Here is a 19754-nt window from a genome sequence, read left to right as displayed (position 1 = left end):
TTTCGGCTGGGCCAAGACCGTGGGGCGCATGCGTCAGGTGATGGTGCGTGGCTTGAAGAAGGTGGACCAGATGTTCGTGTTGAACATGGCGGCATACAACCTCGTGCGCATGCGATCACTGGCACAAATCCGCTTATAAGTGGCGGAAAGCGTGGCAAGGAGGTCAGAAGTCGGCCTCAAGCCGCCGAAAGAACGTTGAATTCGCGTTGAGATTGCACAATGCGAAAGTTTGCGACTGGCGGGCGCGTACATCGAGGCGCACCGCTTCCGCCGGGGGTGTATTTCCGCAACCTGTTAATGGCTGATATCTTGCATTGGGGCGCGCTTGCCCGCGCGATTGCCGAAGTCCCTGGCGAACGTCCGCGCTTCGCCTCCCATACAACGCCCGCCGCCCGCCCGGGGGTATCTCAGGCGCCCTTCTACTCTGCGGCAGCCTGCTCGCGCGTGCGACGGGCTTCGTCGCGCAGGAACTCCTGATAATCGTCCAGATCGCCGTCGAAGGGCTCGACGCCGCCCTTGGTGACCAGCCAGAACTCATCACAAACGGCACGCAGCAGGGCCCGGTCGTGACTGACCAGCATCACCGTGCCTTCGAATTCGTTGAGCGCCATGGCTAGCGCTTCGCGTGTGGCCAGGTCGAGGTGGTTGGTAGGCTCGTCGAGCAACAGCAGGTTGGGGCGCTGCCACACGATCATGCACAACACGAGCCGCGCCTTTTCGCCGCCGCTCATCGTGCTAACCGCCTGATGGACCATGTCGCCACTGAAGTTGAAGGTGCCGAGGAAAGTGCGAAGCGATTGTTCGGTTCCACTCTGTCCGGGGGCGCGCATGTGAGCCGGCGTGTCCCTGGCAAGGCGGATCATGTGTTCCATCGGCGTGTCGAGCGGGCGCAGCACGTCGAGCTCTTGCTGGGCGAAGTAACCGATGTTCAGGCCTTTGCCTTCGCTGATTTCACCGGCAATCGGCTCCAGCGAGTGCGCCACCGTCTTCACCAGCGTGGACTTGCCCTGGCCGTTGGCACCGAGGATGCCGATGCGTTGCCCGGCCAGCACGGAACGGCTGATGCCCCGCACGATGACCGTGGGCGGCGTGCCCGGCAGTGCGCCGGTCGGCGCGGGGTAGCCGAAGCTCGCGTCCAGCATCGACAACAGCGGGTTCGGGACGTTGAGGGGCTCCTTGAACTCGAAGGTGAACTCCGCATCGGCAAGCACTGGTGCGATCTTTTCCATGCGTTCGAGCGCCTTGACCCGGCTCTGCGCCTGTTTCGCCTTCGAGGCCTTGGCCTTGAAACGGTCGATGAATTTCTGCAGATGAGCAATCTTGTCCGCCTGCCTGGCCATCGCGGCCTGCTGCAACAGGAGCTGCTCAGCGCGCATCTCTTCGAACTTGCTGTAGTTGCCGCCGTAACGCACGAGCTTGGCGTTGTCGACGTGCACCGTCACCTGCGTCACCGCGTCCAGGAATTCGCGGTCGTGGCTGATCACTACCAGGGTTCCTTGATAGCGCTTGAGCCAGGCTTCCAGCCAGACCAGCGCGTCGAGGTCGAGGTGATTGGTCGGCTCGTCGAGCAGGAGCAGGTCGGACGGGCACATGAGCGCGCGCGCCAGCTGCAGTCGCATGCGCCAGCCGCCGGAGAAACTGTTGACCGGCTGGCTAAGCTGCGCAGCACTGAAGCCAAGGCCCAGGATCAGCGCCTGGGCACGTGCGGGGGCATCGTGCGCACCGGCGTCGTGCAGATTCATGTAGGCGTGCGCCATACGCATGCCGTCGTCGCAGGCCTCGGCGGCGGCGACTTCGGCCTGCGCGGCCAGCAGCACGGTGTCACCCTCGACGACAAAGTCGGTCGCGTTCTGCGTGGTCTCCGGCATCTCCTGCGCGACCTGGCCCATCCTGTATGCGGCGGGGATCGAGAACTCGCCGCTCTCTTCGTGCAGCGTGCCGTTGAGCAGGCCGAAGAAGGACGACTTGCCGGCGCCATTGCGGCCGACAAGACCAATCTTCTCGCCGGGGGTGAAGGTGACGGACGCGCGATCGAGTACGACATTAACGCCGCGGCGCAGCGTGATATTACGGACGGAAATCATAAGGAGCTACTTCGGAGAGAACAGGCATGATAGCCGACCGGACGTGCAGGGCTGTCTCATTTCTGAGCCGCGTGCGTTTTGCGGCGCCCACCGTCCACAAAACAAGGCAGGCCCTGGCGGACCGGGCATACCGGCTGCGGGGCCAGCGAACATAGCGGTGAATGACGGCCCTTCGCCGACCACCGCCCCACGCCCGAGCGAGGCGATCGCCCCCGACCCGTTTCCGCCGTTCACGTCGCCCCCTCGAGTGTCGCAATCGCGCTTCAAGGCCGACTCATAGTCAGCATTCAAACATGTATCAATACGCGGGTGGTGAGCCTGTGACGACCGCCGCCGCGTTGCGGCATACGAAACGGCGCGGCGGCCTCGACATCGATTGATAACGACAGAACATCAATCGTTCCGAAATTTGCACTTATCGTTTTGCCGGCTCCGGGCGAACATTGCCAAAACCACAATCGCCCGGAACGCCGCGTATATTCTGGATTTCAGGAGACACCTCGATGCACCCCTCGTCTAACCTTTCGACCAGACATTCAAAGGCCGCCGCGGTTTTCCGCGTAACGGCCGGGAATTTCCTGGAGCAGTTCGACTTCTTCCTGTTCGGCTTCTACGCCACGCAGATCGCCAACGTTTTCTTTCCCGCCAAGAGCGAGTTCGCCTCGTTGATGATGACGTTCGCGGTGTTCGGTGCCGGCTTCCTGATGCGGCCGCTGGGCGCGATCGTGCTTGGCGCCTACATCGACGACGTCGGCCGCCGCAAGGGCCTCATCGTCACGCTTTCCATTATGGCGAGCGGCACCATCCTGATCGCGTTCGTACCGGGCTATGCGACGATCGGACTTCTGGCACCCGCGCTCGTGCTGCTCGGGCGGCTGCTACAGGGCTTCTCGGCGGGCGCCGAGCTGGGCGGCGTGTCGGTGTATCTCGCCGAGATGGCAACGCCCGGCCGCAAAGGCTTCTTCACGAGCTGGCAGTCCGCGAGCCAGCAGGTAGCGATCGTCGTCGCTGCGGGCCTCGGCTTCGCGATTAACCAATGGCTGAGCGCATCGGCCATCGCGGCATGGGGCTGGCGCGTACCGTTCTTCGTCGGCTGCATGATCGTGCCGTTTATCTTCATGCTGCGTCGCAATCTGGAGGAAACGCAGGAGTTCAAGGCGCGCCAGCATCGTCCGGGCATGAAGGAAGTATTCGGCACGCTGGTCCAGAACTGGGCCGTCGTCGTCGCGGGCATGATGCTGGTGGCGATGACCACCACGAGCTTCTATCTCATCACGGTCTACGCGCCGACCTTCGGCAAGACGGTCCTGCACCTGAGCACCGCCGACAGTCTGCTCGTGACGCTGTGTGTCGGCGTTTCGAACTTCGTGTGGCTACCGATCGGCGGGGCGCTCTCCGACAAGATCGGGCGCCGGCCGCTCCTCGTCGGCATGACGGTGCTCGCCATCTCGACCGCATATCCTGCACTGTCGCTGCTCGCTCACGCGCCGAGCTTCGTCAACATGCTGCTTGTCCTCCTTTGGCTCTCGTTCATGTACGGAATCTATAACGGCGCGATGGTCGTCGCGCTCACGGAAGTGATGCCGGTGCAGGTACGCGTTGCTGGCTTCTCGCTCGCCTACAGCCTCGCTACGGCCGTGTTCGGAGGCTTTACGCCAGCGATTTCGACGGCGCTCATTCATATGACCGGCGACAAGGCCGCACCCGGCTACTGGATGAGCCTCGCCGCAGCGTGCGCCCTTTTGGCGACGTTCGCGCTCTATCGCCGCCGCGCAGTGACACTGACGCCGGCGCACTGATGCGCTTCCCCCGCACCCATCGCAACCCTGCACGACCACAACCATGAGAAATCTGCTTCTGAAACTTTGCGCGGCAGCGCTCGTCGCAACCTCGGCCGCTGCGGCGAACGTGCAGGCTGCCGACCTGCACGTCATGAGCTCGGGCGGCTTCACCGCCGCGTACAAGGTGCTCGGCCCAAGGTTCGCTTCCCAGACGGGCAACACGCTCGACACCGCGCTCGGCCCGTCGATGGGCAAATCGCCCGAAGCGATCCCCAACAGGCTCGAGCGTGGCGAGCCTGCGGACGTCGTCATCATGGTCGGCTACGCACTTGACGATCTGATCAAGCAAGGCAAGGTCATCCCCGGATCGCGGGTCGAGCTGGCCGATTCGCGCATCGGCATGGTCGTGCGTGAAGGTGCGGCGAAGCCCGACATCGGCTCGGCCGACGGCCTAAGGCAGACCTTGCTGCATGCGAAGTCGATTGCCTACTCGGACAGCGCGAGCGGCGTCTATATCGAGCGAGAGTTGTTCAGGAAGCTCGGCATCGTGGATCAGGTCAGCTCGAAGGCGAAGATGATCCCGCGCATTCCAGTGGCGTCGGTGGTGGCGAACGGTGACTACGAAATCGGCTTCCAGCAGGTGAGCGAATTGCTGCCTGTCCAAGGGGTCACATTCGTTGGCAAGATTCCCGAGTCTCTGCAGTCCGTCACGCGTTTCGCCGGCGGCATCCCCGTGGGCGCGCAGCATCCGAAGGAAGCGAAGGCGCTCCTCGACTATCTCACATCGCCCGATGTGCAACCCGAAGTGAGATCGACCGGGCTCGATTCCGTCTCCGCGCATTGAGGCAGAACCATGGGAAGGCTTATCTGAGCCAACCTCACGATGCGGTCTTTCTTCTTGTCTTCGCCGTCGTCGTCGCGCCGTCGCCCACGGCATCACTCCGTGCGACGCCGGCGCGCTTCGTCTCGACGATCGTCCGGTGAAACTCCTGTGCGGCGGGCGTGAGCGGCCGTCCGCGGCGTCTTACGATTCCCACGCGTCGTTTCACCACCGGTTCGACGAGCGGCACGCTCGTGAGGATAGGGTGATCATGTCCGGGCATGGCCATCGACGGCACGGCGGCGACGCCGAGCCCCGCTTCGATCAACCCGAGCATGGTCGTGACGTGCCGGGTCTCGCAAACGCTCGGCGCTCGGGGCGCCACGGCAGCGAGCGCCTGGTCGAGCAACAGGCGGTTACCGGAAGTTTTGTCGACCGAGACGTAGTCGTGTTCGTAGAGCTCGTCCCAGGTCACGCGCTTCTTGCGTGCGAGGGGATGGTCGCGGCGGCAGGCAGCAACAAACCGCTCCTGCAGCAGGACTTTGAACTCGATCTCAGACTCTTGACTGCCCATAAAGCTCACGCCGAAATCAGCCTCGCCGCTGATGACGGCGCCAAGCACCTCGTTAGCGCTCGAATCGAGGAGCTTGACCCGGATGCGTGGAAAGCGGCGATGATAGCTCGCGATGACGCTCGGCAGAAAGTAATACGCCACCGAAGGCACGCACGCGATAGTCACATGACCCAGGCGGCTCGATGAAACATCGCGAATGCCGAGCAGCGCGACGTCAAGATCATCGAGCAGTTGTTCTGCGCTTGGGGCGAACACGCGGCCGACGGTGGTGAGCGTGACGCTGCGCGTGGTACGCTCGAAGAGACGCACGCCGAGTGCTTCCTCGAGCTTGTCAATCCGACGGCTCAGGGCTGGCTGGGATATGCTCACCGCCTCCGCGGCCTTTCGGAAGCTTCCCAGCTCCACCACCGCGCGAAACGCCTGCAAGTCATTCAAGTCAAAGTTCACGCCCACGACCGGCCTCCGCATCTTGGATGCCGTCTATTTTGCATGATTCAGCAGAGATTCCCTCCACCCAAATGATGCTCGTATCCGCAGCCTTTGATGGGGTGCCACTGACACGAGTGGGACGGACTGGTTTCGCACAATCAGCCGACATTCGTGTTCGGGACGCAGCTGTCTCTTTATGGCCGGACTCTGCTGAACGCGGAGGTGGGGCACTTCGAACCGAGATGGGACCGGGCACCGTCGTCCTGGTGACGGCTACTTGCTCTCCCATGTTGCACACATAACGGCCAATATTAGCGCGCGCAGGAGCAGGGCGCTTTCGGTACGACTGCTTAGATGTCGATCACTAGATCGTCCTGCGGCCTTGCGCAGCAGATCAGCACATTTCCGCCTGCGGGCGGATCGAGCGGATCAGGCTGGTAGGTAACGGAGCCGGAGATCAATCCGCTTTCACAGTTGTGGCAAACACCCGTCCGGCAGGCCCAGCGCACCGGGACGTCGCAGGCTTCAGCCAGTTCCAGAATGCTCTGATGGGCCGCCGCATTCCAGTGCGCAGCGATGCCGCTGCGCGCGAACGACACCAGCGGACCAGTGTTCGCCTCGTCGCAGGGCGCATGGGGCTTGCGTTCTGGGGCACCGACAATGCCGGGATTGAACGCCTCGCCGCCATTGAAGATCTCGGCATGAATCCGCTCCGGCGGTACGCTCAAAGCCGCGAGCGCCGCTTTCATGTCTGCCATGAAGCGTGTCGGTCCGCAGAGATAGACATCCGCTTCCCGAGGGATACCGATCTCGCTCAGGATAGTGTGCGACAGGTGGCCGGCGGCATCGAAGTCTTCCCCCCTGCGGTCAAACGAGCCCGGTGCGCTGTAACAGACATAACTGCTCCCATGCGCGAGCGAACGCATGAGGCGGCGCGCCTCCGCGGCAAATGGATGATGCTCGCGATCGTGCGCCGCGTGCAGCCACAGAACTCGCCGTGTTGAGCGTGCGGCCGACAGCGCGAACAGCATTGCCAGAACAGGCGTTGCGCCGATTCCCGCGCTGAGCAGCACCACCGGTCCATCGCCTGGTAACAGTACGAAGCTTCCACGCGCTGAACTCACATCGAGCACATCGCCCACTTGCACATGTTCCCGCATCCAGGTTCCAGCCTTGCCATTCGGCTCGATTTTCACGCTGATCCGATAGCGCTCGGTGGAAATAGAACCCGAGAGCGAATAACTGCGGAAAAGTGGTGGTCCACCCGGGCTCGGGTGCAGGCGCAATACCACGTATTGGCCTGGCAATGCCGCTTGCAGCGGCTCGCCATTCGCGTTCGTCAACGTGAACGAGACAACATCCGAAGACTCCTGTTCGATCGCCGCCACCGTCAGTGGACGGAATCCTGGTGCCACCGGATACGAAGCCGCTGCTGGGGCGAGCCCTGCGTTCCCGCTCGTTTTGCCTGTCGTGCCAGCCTTTAGTAACGCCTCGAACGACCACCGCCAGCCGGGTGAAAGCGCCTCGATCCGCAACGCACGCTCCAGTCGATCTCGCGAATGATTGGACGAGTAGAGGAGCGCGTTGACCTCTGCAACGGTCATTTGCTCCTTCGCCTCGCCCACCTTCACGATCTCATCGCCAGCACCCACTTCGCCTTCCTGCAGGACACGAAAGTAGAATCCTGGCCGTCCGCTGGAAGTCAACAAAGCAGGCATGCGCGGCTCGTTCGTCCGGATGCCCACGCGATAGCAGGTGACGCGAGGCTGGGTGACTTCGAACAGTGCACTGCCGATCCGATAGCGGTCGCCAATGCATACCGCAGAGTCGGGCATGTCTTCAATCGTGAAGTTCTCGCCGAACGCCCCATAGGCGAAGTCATTCCTCTTCAATTGTTCTTGCCAGTAGCGACACGATTCGATCTGATACACGAAGACGGCCCGCTGCTCACCTCCATGTCCGGCAAGATCACCTTGACCGTCTCCCGCCAGATTCAGTCGTCCGGCCCAGCAACGGCCTTGCACGGGGCGTTTCCAGATTCCGGTATGTACAGTGCGGCCTTTCCACTCGACGTCGCGCGGAAGTCCGACATTCACCGATAGCAGTCGAGCCATTTTCCGTTCCTCCGCGGCGGAGCCGAGCGCGAAGCGATGCGCTAGTTCTTGACCTTTTCCGATTCAACCACCATGTCCAGCACGTATGCAATGGCTGGTCCGTCGGCGGGCGGGTTCTTGATGGTATAGCGCTTGACGCGCAGTACTTCGCGCATTCCAGGCGTGTGGGTATAGCCCTCGATATCCTGATACAGCGGCTGCCATTCACCCGGTGTTCCCGTTGGCAGACCCTGCTCGTCGAAGTGGCGCTCTCGCACCAGCAGACATTGCTTGTCCGGAACGAGCGGATGTTGGCACTGCACCGCTTGCGCGGTCACTTCGAGGAAGGTCGTTTCACCGGGGCCGCCGAAACGCGTCTGAGCAGTGGGCACACCCGTAAAAGTTAGTGTGTCGCCGCTGTCGGCCGCCAGTTGCATGCGCGGGGTGTTGCCACGGGCCAGCAGGCTCACGCCGAGACTTCCATGCAGGCGCTGGGCAATAGCGTCGTCGAGGGCGGCGCGGGCGGCGTCAGGGCAGGCCATCATGGTGCTCACCATCTGGCCAATCTGCAGCCTTCCTTTCTTGACGCTGTAGCTGGCTCCCATATTGTTGCAGCTATTGACTACGTTTAACCGGTCGGCGCTGAATTCCAGTTGCACTGGCTTTTCTGCACTGACAAACAACGCATCGATGCGCATGCCTTTGCTGTCAAATGCGTCGCTGAGTTGCCAGTGATACTGACTGAGGATCCCAGGCTCGATCGCCGGTAGCGCGCTCGCTGCCGCAGCAGTCGACGCGCTCGTTGAAGGCGCCGGGCTTCTTGCGTCAGGTATTTGCGAACATGCGGCAAGGGCGAGCAGCAGAGATAGCGTGTTGCATTTCACGGCGGTACCTCAGCTGGTTCGGTGGATGTTTCAGGCAGCCGGCGGCGCGAGGTTCGGCCTGATCAACTCAACGACGCCAGCAAGATAGACAGCTTGCGGATATGCGCCCTGAACGCTTCGGTCATCTCGCGGTTATGGCCGTCGCTCAGATGCGGCGCTTCGGCCAGCTCGACCTGGCCGTGGAACTCGTCGGAAACTTTGCGCCGTTCGTCGGGCGGAAGTATGCGGATGAGGGACACCATCAGTAGTTCCTGCGCATGGATGATACCGAGCACGGATTGTTCGTTCATGTCGACCTCCGTCGGAACGCGGCGATGCAAGTGGCTGAACAGCAGGGCAAAGCGGGCAGCTGATGGCTGCACGAGGCCGATGCTGTCTTCGATCCTCCGTTTTACCTGCCCATACTAGCTCATGGATCGCGTCATCTGGACCAGGGCACCACCGACCTCGGCAATCGAATAAACAGGGCCACGAACCGTTCGTCGCAGTCGAGACGCTTGACCTTCCAATGGTGGTAACCCCTAAGCTGAGGGTATCTTTCTTCAGGTGTTGTCGAGATAGAACTTCATGATGAACTCCACCGATTCCATTGCAGTCTGGAACTGCCATGGACGGCGGGATGGTGCGGCCCTGCGTCCGGTATCGGAGTCAGCAGGGGTGTGCGTAAGCGGGGGCGACCGTTGCTGGGGCGCCGTGGGCTGATGGTCGTTCGGGCCGCGACGGACAATACGTCGTTGTTATTCGCGACAGACATGAACTGAAAAGACGATGAAAGCGGCGAAGCCTCGTATGGCAACTTGCTGGGCAGAACCGACGTCTGAATGTCAGCACGTTGGCGCGCGAATGACGCATACTGGCCGAAGGCGACACACCGGCAGCGATTAAGTTGAGGCAGTTGATGCTCGCCGCGCTTTGTACGACGAATACCCGAAAATCGCATCCATTTCCCTGACGACATTTGCGACGATCGTCCCGGCCGGCAGTACCTCGCGGATCAACGCCGCCGACTCGCCGGCGATCACGGCCGCCAGGTCGTACTGCCTTGTGGCGCGCGCCTCCATATAGCGCGGATGCTCGACGTGCAACTGCTGCAACAGCTCGCGCTCGCGTCCGGCCCACTTCTCCGAAAACGCGTTGCGCAACACGCGCCCCGTGTACGGTGCTGGCCAGACGTTGTTGCGCGCCATGTCGAACAGGATGCCGCGCACGGTTTCCTCGCCGCCCTTGCATTCGACGATGCGCCGCTTCGCTTCGTCGTCACCGCTCGCTTCTTCGCTCGCGTAGAAGCGCGTGCCCATCAGGATGCCGGACGCGCCAAGCGCGATGGCCGCTGCGAAGCCGCGGCCATCCGCGATTCCGCCGGCCGCCACCACGGGCACGCGATCGCCGACGGCGTCGACGACTGCCGGAACGAGCGAGATCGTGCTGCAAGCGATACCATGACCGCCGCCTTCGGCGCCTTGCGCGACGACGATATCGGCGCCGCAATTGACAGCCTCGCGGGCCATCGCCGCCGTTTGAACCTGGCAGATGGTGAGAATGCCGGCAAGCTTCGTCGTCCCGATGTGCGCGCTCGCGTCGCCGAACGAAAACATGATCGCGGCCGGTGCATGCTCGATGGCGACGTCGAGCAGGTGCGGCCGCCGCGACAGGCTCCATGTGATGAAACCCACGCCGACCCGCGCGCCGCAAGCGGCGGCGAACTGCTTGCGCAACCACGCCTCGTCGCCGTAGCCTCCGCCGATGAGGCCGAATCCGCCCGCCTTCGTCACGGCCGCCGCGAGCTTGCCGTCTGCCACCAGATCCATCGGTGCGAGCAGCACCGGATGGTCCACACCGAGTTGCTTCGCCAGTCGCTCGTATCGCTCGAACATCGCCGTCCCCCGCAGTGATGACCCTTTGATCCCGTGCCCAAGCCTTTGCACCAATATTGGAGCATGATGGGCCGCACCGGAAATGATTTGTTTTAGTACCGCTCGATCAGGTAGCCCGTATGCCGGGCGGCGCGCGCTTTCATGGTATTGCGGCTTTCCTGGCTATCAATCAGGCTAGCCAGAAATTCCCAGCGTCAGTTCTGGAAGCGCGCACACGGCCACAATGCCCACCGCTGGAGGTGATGTCATGAAGATGAAAGCGTTCTTGCTCGGTCTCTTGCTTTTTTCGGGCTTGCCCGGCACCGCATCATTTGCACAGTCGTCTCCTCCCCCATCCGAGCAGGCGAGACAAGTCGAAGCGCTAGTCAACAAAGCCGCCGCGTTGATCGACAGTCAAGGTAAGGCAGCTTTTTCCGAGTTCAGAGTAAAGGACTCGGAGTGGTTGCACGGTGACACATATGTGTTCGTATACGACCTTGAGTCGAATGTCTTGTTGAATACGGGCATCCCAGCGCGCGAGGGGACGAAGGTCAGCGGTCAGAAAGATGTCAATGGCAAGTTGTTTCACGACGCCATGATTCAGACGGCCAAGACCAGTGGATCGGGATGGGTCGACTACATGTCCCCGAAACCTGGGCAGACCCAGCCAACGCAGAAATGGACCTACGTGAAGGCCGTGACGATCGATGGAGTTCCTGGTCTGGTGGGTTCGGGATTCTATCCCTGGTAGCCCCTTTGGGTTCAACACGACCCAACGCGGGCACGAGTAGGGGGACCATTGGTCCGGCATGGCCGAACCAGGACGCGGTCGGCAGAGTTCGACCCGTTGCAGCCACCAGGTCCGCAAGGACGGCGAGGCCTGTTCTCAGCACTTCATCAGCCATTCACCTGGGGGAAGCGAGTGCTTCTCGGCGGCCAAACCAGTCGCACGCGGGACTGCCACAGCGACCGCCATCATTTCTCTTGCCGCATTGATGGCGTAAAGGTGATTCCTACCAGTAATCCTTCTGGCCCGATGAAGCGACTGACGGTCTGGCCCCACGGCTCATTCCGGTTGCTGACCAGCATCCGATACCCTCGTGACTCAAGTTCTGCCGTAGCCGCTTCGACGTTGTCGACATCAAACTCAATCCAGGCTTGCGGGATCGGTACGTCACGAGGCCACGAATCCGTGCCGAAGCACGACTGAGCGGCCTGGGAGAGCGGCCACAAGGCGAAAGTGTTTGCGCCTTGCAGACTCTCCGTATGGAGGTAGCCACCTTTCTCTTCCTTGAAGGGAATACCGAAGGCCCGACTGTAGAGTTCGCGGCTTGCCTGGGCTTCAATGACAATCGGGCCGAAGCCTGCGACGAACAAGGCCGTGGCTTTTGGGATCTTTTCCATGGTTTCTCCTTTGCCGCGAATGAGCGGCGCCATGAGGAACAAACATGTCCCCCGCGCCCGTCGAACTGATGTGGCGGCCGGCATTCAGGTAGCGCGGAGCATGGATGAGTGTAGGCTTGTTTCAAGTGGCCGACAGGCGTCCCCACGCGGCAGCGAACGGCGATCGGGTTGGTTCGGTAGCGCTCGCGGCATCGACTGTGTGTGTGTCACGTCACAGCGTACTGCTGACGCTCGATTGTCCCTTTCCGACTTTGGTTGAGCTGCCGTAGATGGCCGAGAGCACTAGTTCGATGAAGATTCTGCTGAGCTGACGTTGGCGATGTGCAAGGAGCTACCCATGCACCGCGCCCACAAGTTCGTTTTGATTGAAAGTGCACCACTGCAACCCAATATTTTGCGCAGGCGATCTCGATCTGTATGGGGCCGCCACTCGATCCACGATCCATCACGTTTTCTGCGTGGTTGTCGCAATTTCGCCCATGGCTTCCTGAAACCATTGCATCGGCAAAGTCTCCAGGCGTCCTGCACGGAAGCGAACCGCAAGGAACGGGTGATGCATGTCGGAGTACCGGAGTGAATAAGAGTCTTTATCAACCGCCGGGAAGGCATGATTCATGCGCATACCGGGGAGGACAGGCACTCGTGGATGGGAGCCACCGAACGCATCAGGATTCTTATGCCCCGTCTTCCCGAACCGGAGATTAGTCGGTCTCACCGATGCTCAGTCACCGAGCGGCTACGCGGGACGGTGTGCATCCTCGTTCTCGCCGTATGCTACCCGTTAACTCTCGGGCGGGCGGCTGAACCGGTCGATAATGCGACCAGCTTGCGCGCCACCTACGAGAGCCTGAAACCGCAACTCGACCAAAATGCGTTTCATCGGAGGCTGTACCTCGATTCCCGCGAGTCCTCATCCACGGTCGCAGGCGAAATCTACGCGGTGATGGATTACCCGTTCGCGACTGTCAGTCGCATCCTCAATGATCCGTCGCACGGCCCAAAGAACTGGTGCAACGTATTGATCCTGCATCCCAACGTGAAGTACTGCCATGTCTCCGCGAGCAGCAGCGGAGACACGCTGACCGTCAACATCAGCGAGGATCAGGTGCCCGAAGAGAAGCTCGCTTCCACTTATCGCCTGCAATTCGAATACGATCCGGCGACGACCGGCCCGGGATATTTCCGGATAAAGCTCCACGCCGGGAGCGGACCGCTGGACACCCGCGATTATCAGATCGTTCTGGAAGCGGTGTCCCTCGGAAGTGGTCGCACGTTCCTGCACTTGACCTATGCATACAGCTACGGCGTATTCGGGAGGCTCGCCATGAAGGGCTATCTGGCAACTTTCGGTCGCGGCAAGGTCGGATTCACCAATATCGCGGGTCCGTCCGCGCCAGAGCCGAAATACGCCGATGGGGTGCGCGGCCTCGTCGAACGCAATACCATGCGTTACTACCTGGCTATCGATGCCTTTATCGGCGAACCGGTCAGCCTGCCCGACACGCGGCTGGAGCAACGCCTGAACAACTGGTTCAGCGCCAGCGAGCAATATCCACGGCAACTGCACGAAATCGACCGGAAGCATTACGTCGAAATGAAACAGGCGGAGTACCGGCGCTTGCAGGCAAGCCAGTAGGTCGTGGTGCGTGGACATTCGTTCACTGCCCGGTCATGAGGCGGCAAGATCGCCCGTACCGGTCGCGCCCGGTGGGACGTAGTCGTTCGTAGTCGGCGGCTGCCGTCTTGGTGCACAAGCCGCAATGCCGGTTGCGCTGGATTTGGCTGTTGTTACGCTTCGTTACCGGCGAGGCGTTCGCCTGGGGGGCTATACGCACAGTGTTCGACCGCAGCTATTGGAGCGCAACGGCCGCCTGAAGGCCCCGTCCCATTGATTGGCCAACGGCACAAATTGGCCGTCCGGTGCCCGATGCGGCAGTCCGTCTGCGTACCGGAGTGATCGGACGAGGACGTTTGTCAATCAAGGAGCCGGACGCACAAATTCGAGCCCAAAACTCACGTTATAGAGAAGGAATCGGCCTTCGGGTGTCGTGACGAGGCCAGTGATTTTCTCCCGCTGAAAGTCGTCTATACGCAAATCATCGTCGACGCCAAGGCTAACGGTCAAAGCTCCGTCTTCCTCGACTATGGCCTTGTGGTCATAGTTCACAACCGCCCCGAAACAAGTAATCGCACCTCCATCCACAACTAGCTCTGAAGGCGGATCATCTGCACCTTTCCAGCGACCCTGCATTTGCGGTGGCAGCGGCACATCGCGTCTAAATCGATTCACTTACCTCCCATCCACGAGTCCGGTGAAAGGGATTGTCGACGATCTGCGCGGCAATGTCGAAGGACCGGTCCTGTGCGACAGCATGTCCGATGCAATGAGCCGTAGCCGACCCCCAAGCGGTCGCTCGAGCCACCTCGAAGCGGACCAAAGGTCGGGAGAGCCGGTGAGCGCGGTTCACACGGCGGAGAAGGCAGGCATAAAACGGAGCTGTGGGCGTTGATCATTGGAGGTCTCCAGTACGGACGATCACGATGCCCAGGCGAACGGCGGCACTACGTCTACGCTCCCCGATGGTGCTCCATCCGTTCTCGCCAGTCACGTAGATGCCAAAACTTACCGCACCCTCGGGAATCGCCGCCGATTCAGTCCGACACAACGGGCGCCGCTACTGGAGAGCCGACGGGCGTGGCAGTCCGGTCGCGGCCACCGGTCGTACGCTTCCTGCGTTGCCGCGGTTTGCAGGTGATGGTGGGTTCGCGGGGTGTGCAGCATTGCCGCGATAAGCGGCGATTATCGCGGCACGCCGCGCGATTCATCAGCAACAGATTCCCCGAATATGACGTCAGGCAACTCGTCGATCCTGCGATAAACGGGTCTGCCGAGGCTGCGGGCCAATTCCACGTCGCCATCGGCCCCCTTCGATTCGCCTGGAATGCGCAAAACAGCGTCGCACCGTTCTATGAGTCTGCGCGCTGCGGGGTAGAGAAAATGCTCGCTGATTTCGTCGCCAATACGTTCAGAGCCGGCGGCGCGAGCGAGCGGCAGCGATACCCATTCGCCGATCATCGGCATGTGGCCGCGCTCGTAAACCGCGAGCGCAGCACGTTCCAGCCGACGCAGATTTTCGGCGATACGCACAGCATCACCATCGGTGCCGCCCCGGTACGGACCAGCGATCAGGATCAGTTGTGGTTTCACTTTGCGTGTCCTTCGGAGAGCCGACGGAGTGCGGCGTGCTGCAATAGCATAATCGTCTTGCCGTCCACGATCTCGCCGCGCTCGATCATCCTTAGCGCCTCGCCAAGCGGCACTTCGACCACTTCCAGATCCTCGCCTTCCTCCTCGACTCCGCCGCCCGCGCCGGGCCGCTCGGCGGGGTCGTATTCGCCCAGGTAGAAATACAGCTTCTCGGTCACGGAGCCGGGGCTCATGTACGCCTCGAACACCTTGCGCAGGTTGCGCACGCGGTAGCCCGTTTCTTCCTCGACTTCGGCGCGAATGCGCTCGTCGGGCGCGGCGTCGTCGAGCAGGCCGCCCGGGGCCTCGATCATCATGCCGTCATGTCCGTTGACGAACGTCGGCATGCGAAATTGCCGCGTGAGCACGACGTTGCCGCTGCGCGGGTCGTGCAGCAGGATGGTCGCGCCGTTGCCGCGATCGTAGGTTTCGCGGCTCTGGCGCTGCCACGCGCCATTGCTGCGCAGGAAGTCGAAGGTCACCTTGCGTAGCACATACCAGTCGTCGGACAGCACGGTGGTTTCGATCATTCGCACGCGCTCTTTCGTTGCAGTCATCTCGTTCCCCTTGGTCGGCATTCGACATTCATGGTATCGTGCAGTTTCGTGCAAAATCAAGAAAATTCGTGCAAACCGGTTCGTGCCATTCTCATGCTCACAGATCAACGAAAGAAAGCGATACTCGCGGCGCTCAAGCGCGACGGCCAGGTGCTCGCCGGCGAACTGAGCGCGCAATTCGGCGTTTCCGAGGACACGGTGCGGCGCGACCTGCGCGAACTGGCGGCCGAAGGCCTGTTGCAGCGCGTGCACGGCGGCGCGCTGCCGGCTTCGCCGGCGGTGGCGCCCATTGCCGAGCGGCGCGGCATGGAGGTGGCGGCCAAGCGGCGCATTGCGCAAAAGGCCGCGGACATGATCGCGCCGGGGCAGGTGGCGATCGTCGATGGCGGGACGACTTCGGCGCTCCTGGTCGAGTGCCTGCCGCCCAATCTGCAGGCGACCATCGTCACGCATAGCCCCGGCGTCGCGGTGGCGCTCGCGGAGCATCCCGCCATCGAGGTCGTGCTGATCGGCGGGAAGCTCTACAAGCATTCGGTGGTCACGGTGGGCGCGGCAGCCGTGGAGGCGATCGCGCACATCCATGCGGACGTGTACTTCATGGGCGTGACGGGCGTGCACGTACAAGCCGGGCTCAGCACCGGGGATTTCGAGGAATCCTATGTAAAGCGCGCACTGGCCTCGCGCGCGGCCGAAACGGTCGTATTGGCGTCGGCCGCGAAGCTCAACGCGGCGTCGCCGTACTGCATCGGTCCGATCGGCATGGCGCAGACCATCGTCGTCGAGCGTTCGACGGATGCGAAGCTGATCGAGCCGATCGAGGCGGCCGGCGTGACGGTGGTGCGCGCTTGAGTGCGTGAGCGCGCCGTCGTGCTAGGCGTGCAGCACCAGCTTCTGCACGCGCCAGTTCAGCAGTTCGGCGACGAACAGCACGTTTTTCGCGGGACACGCCATTTCGTGGATCCAGCCGAACTGCTTCAACTGCTTGCCTGATTCGCCCAATACGCCGAGTAACTCGCCGTCGAGACTCAACTTGTAGATGCGCCCCGGGTAAGCGTCGGAGCTGTACAGCACCTGATCGGGCCCGGGCGAGATGCAGATCGCCCACGGCGAGCCCGGCGCGAGCGTGCCCGCGGCGATCGTCGCTTCGTCCGGCACGTTGCCGATGGCGGGCCGCGCGCCGGTCGGCACGGGAACGTCGATCGTGAATTGCCGCAGGAACTTGCCATTCGTATCGAAGACCTGAATACGCCGGTTGCTTCGGTCTGCGACATAAATGCGGTCCTGCGCATCGACTGCAATGCTGTGCGGCGTATGGAACTGTCCGGGCCCCGTGCCGCGATCGCCCCATGACTTGAGCCAGTTGCCGTCCTTGTCCACCTTCGCCACGCGCGAGTTGATATAGCCGTCGCTGATGTAGGTGTTGCCGGCGGCGTCCCAGGCGACGTCGGTGACCTGGCGAAAGCGTCCGGGCTCGGCCGGCAAGGGCGGGTTCGGATGCTTGAGCGGCGCCGTCTCTTCGTCGGACGCTTCCTGCCTGCGGCCAAACACCATCGCCACGCGGCCTTCCGGCGTGAACTTGATCACCATGTCCGAGCCCTTGTCCGTCACCCAGATGTTGTCCTGGCGGTCGATCTTCACGGTGTGGGCAAACGACCACGCGTAGAGGTTATGGCCGATCTCTCTGGCGAAACGTCCATCGGCCGAAAATTCGAGCAATTGCGCGGCGGCGGCGCCGTAAGCCGGCCCCGTGGTATTGCCGCGCGAGAGCACGAAAATATGTCCGTGCGAATTCACCGCGACGCCGGAGCATTCGCCGAAATACCTATCCAGCGGCAGCTGCACCGGATTGGGAATGGAATCGTAAGCGATGGACGGAACCGTCTGCGTCTGGCCGAAAGCCGGCGCGGCCGCGAGCGCTGCGGTTGCCGCGAGGAACTGGCGACGCGTGAACGCACCCTGTAACAGGCCGCCGCAGCATGGGCAGCCGATGGAATGAAGCGGGCTCATCGAACCTTCCTCCTCTTCGTCGAAGACGGCGGCGGGCGTTGTGCATTGCAACCCTTTCGGCGCATGAAACGGGGCACCCGTCCTGCGCGTAGCAAGGCGCATTCCCCGTAGCCAATATTCCTTGATGCGCGCACCCTAAAGAATTTGCGCGCGCAACCGATAGCGCAGTAGTCGAGTGGAGGATATCCATCACGTAGTCATTTCGCATACCAAGGTGGCCTATGAGCCCAACGCCCAATTCCCTGCCTCATTCCGCGTTCGATACCAGCGTCTTGTCTCGCGACCAGCAGTTTTCCGCGTGGCGCGAGGCGGTGAGCGTCATCTTCGACACGCAGACCGCCGAATCGCGCGACGCGGGATTCCGCACCAGCGTGAGCGGCTACCTGTTCGGCGACGTGGTGCTGGGCTCGATACGCACGGGCGCGCAGCGCTACGACCGCTCGAACGCGAAGATCGGGCGCGACGGCCACGACCAATATGTTCTGCAGTTCTATCTAGGCGGCCATTGCCGGGCGCGCGACGGGGGGCCGGAAGCGTGTACGCAACCGGGCGACATGTTCATCGTGGACGCGGCCCAACCGCTCGCGACCGAAACCACACAAAGCGAATTCCTCAATCTGGCGGTGCCGCGGCGCTTGCTCGCCCCTCTGCTGACGGCGCCCGACCAGCAGAGCATGCGCGTGATAAGCGGCGCCGATCCGACGGTCGCGCTGCTGCGTGAGCATCTGGGCGCGCTTTACCGGCACGCCCCGCAGATGACGCTCACCCACGCCCAGGCCGTCATGCCCGCAACGCTTCAGCTCGCGGCCAGCGCGCTCAACGCGAGCGTGAGCCCGGAGCACATGCCGGCCGTTCAGCAATGCGGATTCGTATCGATCTGCCGCTATGTGGAGAAGCGCCTGAGCGACCCACAACTGAACGCGGAATTCGTAGCGCGAGCATTCGGCATGTCGCGTGCCACGCTGTACCGCCTTTTCGAGCAGGAGGGCGGTTTCGCGACTTATGTGCGCGAGCGCCGCTTGCGGCGCTGCCGTGAGATGCTCGCCGACCCGGCGCGACGCGGTATATCGATTGCCGACATTGCCGCCGCGCACGGCTTCACCGATGCCGCGAATTTCACGCGCGCGTTTCGCCGCTCGATTGGCCTCTCGCCGCGGGCGGTACGCATGCTGGCGCTCAACGGCGATACCGAGCTGGCGAAAGAATCCGGGGCGGACGACTGGCGCTACTGGATGGCCTTGATGCGTTGAGCATGAAACGCGCGGATCGTTCAAGCCGCGTGTGAGACAAAACAACAAGTATTTGAGACATAGCGACAGATTTGGACCCAGGTACTGCCGATTCATTGCCGCGTCATGCGCCGCCTGCAAAGATGCAGACGCCTGCGAGATCCAGGCAAACGGGGGAAACATGAAAAAGGCCCACAAAAGGCCGCGTCAAGGCGGCCTGTACTACTACGAAGCGGCGTATTCGCTCGAACTCGCGCGCGGCGCGTCGCATATTTCCAGCATGCTTTCGACGGCGACACAGGAAAGCGCCGTGCACGAAGTCATGCACGAATTCATCGCGACGCGCGGCAGGGCCGAGCTGGACGTGTTTTGCTGGCTGCTGGCCGAGCGGCTGGAAAAGCGTGGCTGCGCTGTGGCTGCCATGCAAGCCCGGGACTTCGACGGGTCCCGCCGGATGCGGGAGCTGGCCTGCGCAAGCTGAGCTGAAAACGGCTCAACACACGAATACGCCCGTATGGGCAAGCGAAAGCTGCGTCAGTCGTCTGAGCAGAATACAGCTGATTCGAAGTACGAACGAGGTGCGCTCGTTTCCGACGTGAACACGCCGAAAGACCCATCGCGCTCGGCGGACCTGCTTTCGATGCTCGAACCGCTGATCGAAAACGCCGACGCCACGCGCGACACCGCTGCATGGCAGCGGGCGCTTTCAAAGATCCACGCGACGACCGTGCTGAACGACGCATTGAATTGAGGCGGCCGGTTCGCCGGCAGCGCCTCAATCCCTTCTGGCGG

At 62.1% G+C, this 19754-nt stretch carries 20 protein-coding genes, 1 pseudogene and 1 riboswitch; of the genes and pseudogenes, 10 read left to right on the top strand and 11 right to left on the bottom strand.

The annotated features are described in order from the left end of the window. Window positions 1-139 (top strand): annotated as a pseudogene (locus M3A49_RS38205) (IS5/IS1182 family transposase); the annotation flags it as partial. A gap of 280 nt (window positions 140-419) precedes the next feature. Here the strand turns inward: M3A49_RS38205 and M3A49_RS38200 are convergent. Next, on the bottom strand, window positions 420-2084 hold the full coding sequence (locus M3A49_RS38200; RefSeq protein WP_266233451.1) for an ABC-F family ATP-binding cassette domain-containing protein: 1665 nt from the start codon (window positions 2082-2084) through the stop codon (window positions 420-422). A gap of 503 nt (window positions 2085-2587) precedes the next feature. Between M3A49_RS38200 and M3A49_RS38195 the strand changes: the two genes are divergently transcribed. Further along, complete coding sequence (locus M3A49_RS38195; protein ID WP_266233450.1) at window positions 2588-3883, top strand: MFS transporter; 1296 nt, start codon at window positions 2588-2590, stop codon at window positions 3881-3883. A gap of 43 nt (window positions 3884-3926) precedes the next feature. Next, window positions 3927-4709: a substrate-binding domain-containing protein gene (locus M3A49_RS38190; RefSeq protein ID WP_266233449.1), complete on the top strand. Its 783-nt coding sequence runs from the start codon at window positions 3927-3929 to the stop codon at window positions 4707-4709. A gap of 34 nt (window positions 4710-4743) precedes the next feature. Here the strand turns inward: M3A49_RS38190 and M3A49_RS38185 are convergent, their stop codons facing one another. The 5 genes from M3A49_RS38185 to M3A49_RS38165 all read right to left on the bottom strand — a co-directional run bounded on the left by M3A49_RS38185 (window position 4744) and on the right by M3A49_RS38165 (window position 10539). Beyond that, on the bottom strand, window positions 4744-5712 hold the full coding sequence (locus M3A49_RS38185) for a LysR family transcriptional regulator (RefSeq protein WP_266233448.1): 969 nt from the start codon (window positions 5710-5712) through the stop codon (window positions 4744-4746). Window positions 5713-6038: 326 nt separating this feature from the next. Further along, window positions 6039-7802, bottom strand: a complete 1764-nt coding sequence (locus tag M3A49_RS38180; protein ID WP_266233447.1) for an MOSC and FAD-binding oxidoreductase domain-containing protein — start codon at window positions 7800-7802, stop codon at window positions 6039-6041. Window positions 7803-7843: 41 nt separating this feature from the next. Then, window positions 7844-8665: a DUF4377 domain-containing protein gene (locus M3A49_RS38175; RefSeq protein ID WP_266233446.1), complete on the bottom strand. Its 822-nt coding sequence runs from the start codon at window positions 8663-8665 to the stop codon at window positions 7844-7846. 62 nt (window positions 8666-8727) lie between these two features. Beyond that, window positions 8728-8955, bottom strand: coding sequence for a hypothetical protein (locus tag M3A49_RS38170; protein WP_254353724.1), 228 nt, complete (start codon window positions 8953-8955; stop codon window positions 8728-8730). A 591-nt stretch (window positions 8956-9546) separates the two neighbouring features. Next, window positions 9547-10539 (bottom strand): NAD(P)H-dependent flavin oxidoreductase, encoded by a 993-nt coding sequence (locus M3A49_RS38165; RefSeq protein ID WP_266233444.1) that lies wholly within the window; start codon window positions 10537-10539, stop codon window positions 9547-9549. A gap of 247 nt (window positions 10540-10786) precedes the next feature. Here M3A49_RS38165 and M3A49_RS38160 point away from each other — a divergent pair, with 247 nt between their 5' ends. After that, the gene (locus tag M3A49_RS38160) at window positions 10787-11269 is read left to right on the top strand and encodes a cache domain-containing protein (RefSeq protein WP_266233442.1); all 483 of its coding nucleotides are present in this window, start codon (window positions 10787-10789) and stop codon (window positions 11267-11269) included. Between the two features lie 224 nt (window positions 11270-11493). Here the strand turns inward: M3A49_RS38160 and M3A49_RS38155 are convergent, their stop codons facing one another. Beyond that, window positions 11494-11922, bottom strand: coding sequence for a VOC family protein (locus M3A49_RS38155; RefSeq protein WP_254353726.1), 429 nt, complete (start codon window positions 11920-11922; stop codon window positions 11494-11496). A gap of 337 nt (window positions 11923-12259) precedes the next feature. Between M3A49_RS38155 and M3A49_RS38150 the strand changes: the two genes are divergently transcribed. Both M3A49_RS38150 and M3A49_RS38145 read left to right on the top strand, forming a co-directional pair. Beyond that, window positions 12260-12499: a hypothetical protein gene (locus tag M3A49_RS38150; protein WP_266233441.1), complete on the top strand. Its 240-nt coding sequence runs from the start codon at window positions 12260-12262 to the stop codon at window positions 12497-12499. A 99-nt stretch (window positions 12500-12598) separates the two neighbouring features. Beyond that, window positions 12599-13558, top strand: coding sequence for a hypothetical protein (locus tag M3A49_RS38145; protein ID WP_416339097.1), 960 nt, complete (start codon window positions 12599-12601; stop codon window positions 13556-13558). Window positions 13559-13900: 342 nt separating this feature from the next. Here the strand turns inward: M3A49_RS38145 and M3A49_RS38140 are convergent, their stop codons facing one another. From M3A49_RS38140 to M3A49_RS38130, 3 genes are all read right to left on the bottom strand, one after another. Beyond that, complete coding sequence (locus M3A49_RS38140) at window positions 13901-14212, bottom strand: hypothetical protein (RefSeq protein WP_266233439.1); 312 nt, start codon at window positions 14210-14212, stop codon at window positions 13901-13903. Window positions 14213-14458: 246 nt separating this feature from the next. Then, window positions 14459-14541, bottom strand: a riboswitch (ZMP/ZTP riboswitch). 181 nt (window positions 14542-14722) lie between these two features. Further along, window positions 14723-15130, bottom strand: coding sequence for a DUF4406 domain-containing protein (locus M3A49_RS38135; RefSeq protein ID WP_266233438.1), 408 nt, complete (start codon window positions 15128-15130; stop codon window positions 14723-14725). Continuing rightward, window positions 15127-15726, bottom strand: coding sequence for an NUDIX domain-containing protein (locus tag M3A49_RS38130; protein ID WP_266233436.1), 600 nt, complete (start codon window positions 15724-15726; stop codon window positions 15127-15129). The genes M3A49_RS38135 and M3A49_RS38130 overlap by 4 nt, the downstream gene beginning before the upstream one ends. 30 nt (window positions 15727-15756) lie before the next feature. On the opposite strand from M3A49_RS38130, the gene M3A49_RS38125 reads away from it, so the two are divergent. Beyond that, complete coding sequence (locus M3A49_RS38125) at window positions 15757-16575, top strand: DeoR/GlpR family DNA-binding transcription regulator (protein WP_266233435.1); 819 nt, start codon at window positions 15757-15759, stop codon at window positions 16573-16575. Between the two features lie 21 nt (window positions 16576-16596). Here the strand turns inward: M3A49_RS38125 and M3A49_RS38120 are convergent, their stop codons facing one another. After that, on the bottom strand, window positions 16597-17733 hold the full coding sequence (locus M3A49_RS38120; protein WP_266233434.1) for a peptidyl-alpha-hydroxyglycine alpha-amidating lyase family protein: 1137 nt from the start codon (window positions 17731-17733) through the stop codon (window positions 16597-16599). A 272-nt stretch (window positions 17734-18005) separates the two neighbouring features. On the opposite strand from M3A49_RS38120, the gene M3A49_RS38115 reads away from it, so the two are divergent. The 3 genes from M3A49_RS38115 to M3A49_RS38105 all read left to right on the top strand — a co-directional run bounded on the left by M3A49_RS38115 (window position 18006) and on the right by M3A49_RS38105 (window position 19713). Then, window positions 18006-18983 carry a helix-turn-helix domain-containing protein gene (locus tag M3A49_RS38115; RefSeq protein WP_266233433.1) on the top strand — a complete coding sequence of 326 codons (978 nt, stop codon included), beginning with the start codon at window positions 18006-18008 and terminating at the stop codon, window positions 18981-18983. A gap of 160 nt (window positions 18984-19143) precedes the next feature. Further along, a complete protein-coding gene (locus tag M3A49_RS38110) occupies window positions 19144-19443 on the top strand; it encodes a hypothetical protein (RefSeq protein ID WP_266233432.1) in 300 nt (99 codons plus the stop codon). 33 nt (window positions 19444-19476) lie between these two features. Next, a complete protein-coding gene (locus M3A49_RS38105; protein WP_266233431.1) occupies window positions 19477-19713 on the top strand; it encodes a hypothetical protein in 237 nt (78 codons plus the stop codon). Window positions 19714-19754 lie beyond the last annotated feature (41 nt).

The sequence above is a fragment of the Paraburkholderia sp. CNPSo 3076 genome, from assembly GCF_026343935.1.
Classification (GTDB): domain Bacteria; phylum Pseudomonadota; class Gammaproteobacteria; order Burkholderiales; family Burkholderiaceae; genus Paraburkholderia; species Paraburkholderia nodosa.
The sequence above is the reverse complement of the archived record's forward strand: the minus strand, read 5'-3'. Positions and strand labels throughout refer to the sequence as shown.

Bases quoted from the DNA above. Each gene is read 5' to 3' on its own strand.
- M3A49_RS38200 (WP_266233451.1), bottom strand. From the start codon at position 2,084: ATGATTTCCGTCCGTAATATCACGCTGCGCCGCGGCGTTAATGTCGTA.
- M3A49_RS38195 (WP_266233450.1), top strand. From the start codon at position 2,588: ATGCACCCCTCGTCTAACCTTTCGACCAGACATTCAAAGGCCGCCGCG.
- M3A49_RS38190 (WP_266233449.1), top strand. From the start codon at position 3,927: ATGAGAAATCTGCTTCTGAAACTTTGCGCGGCAGCGCTCGTCGCAACC.
- M3A49_RS38180 (WP_266233447.1), bottom strand. From the start codon at position 7,802: ATGGCTCGACTGCTATCGGTGAATGTCGGACTTCCGCGCGACGTCGAG.
- M3A49_RS38170 (WP_254353724.1), bottom strand. From the start codon at position 8,955: ATGAACGAACAATCCGTGCTCGGTATCATCCATGCGCAGGAACTACTG.
- M3A49_RS38165 (WP_266233444.1), bottom strand. From the start codon at position 10,539: ATGTTCGAGCGATACGAGCGACTGGCGAAGCAACTCGGTGTGGACCAT.
- M3A49_RS38160 (WP_266233442.1), top strand. From the start codon at position 10,787: ATGAAGATGAAAGCGTTCTTGCTCGGTCTCTTGCTTTTTTCGGGCTTG.
- M3A49_RS38155 (WP_254353726.1), bottom strand. From the start codon at position 11,922: ATGGAAAAGATCCCAAAAGCCACGGCCTTGTTCGTCGCAGGCTTCGGC.
- M3A49_RS38150 (WP_266233441.1), top strand. From the start codon at position 12,260: ATGCACCGCGCCCACAAGTTCGTTTTGATTGAAAGTGCACCACTGCAA.
- M3A49_RS38145 (WP_416339097.1), top strand. From the start codon at position 12,599: ATGCCCCGTCTTCCCGAACCGGAGATTAGTCGGTCTCACCGATGCTCA.
- M3A49_RS38130 (WP_266233436.1), bottom strand. From the start codon at position 15,726: ATGACTGCAACGAAAGAGCGCGTGCGAATGATCGAAACCACCGTGCTG.
- M3A49_RS38125 (WP_266233435.1), top strand. From the start codon at position 15,757: ATGGTATCGTGCAGTTTCGTGCAAAATCAAGAAAATTCGTGCAAACCG.
- M3A49_RS38120 (WP_266233434.1), bottom strand. From the start codon at position 17,733: ATGAGCCCGCTTCATTCCATCGGCTGCCCATGCTGCGGCGGCCTGTTA.
- M3A49_RS38110 (WP_266233432.1), top strand. From the start codon at position 19,144: ATGAAAAAGGCCCACAAAAGGCCGCGTCAAGGCGGCCTGTACTACTAC.
- M3A49_RS38105 (WP_266233431.1), top strand. From the start codon at position 19,477: ATGGGCAAGCGAAAGCTGCGTCAGTCGTCTGAGCAGAATACAGCTGAT.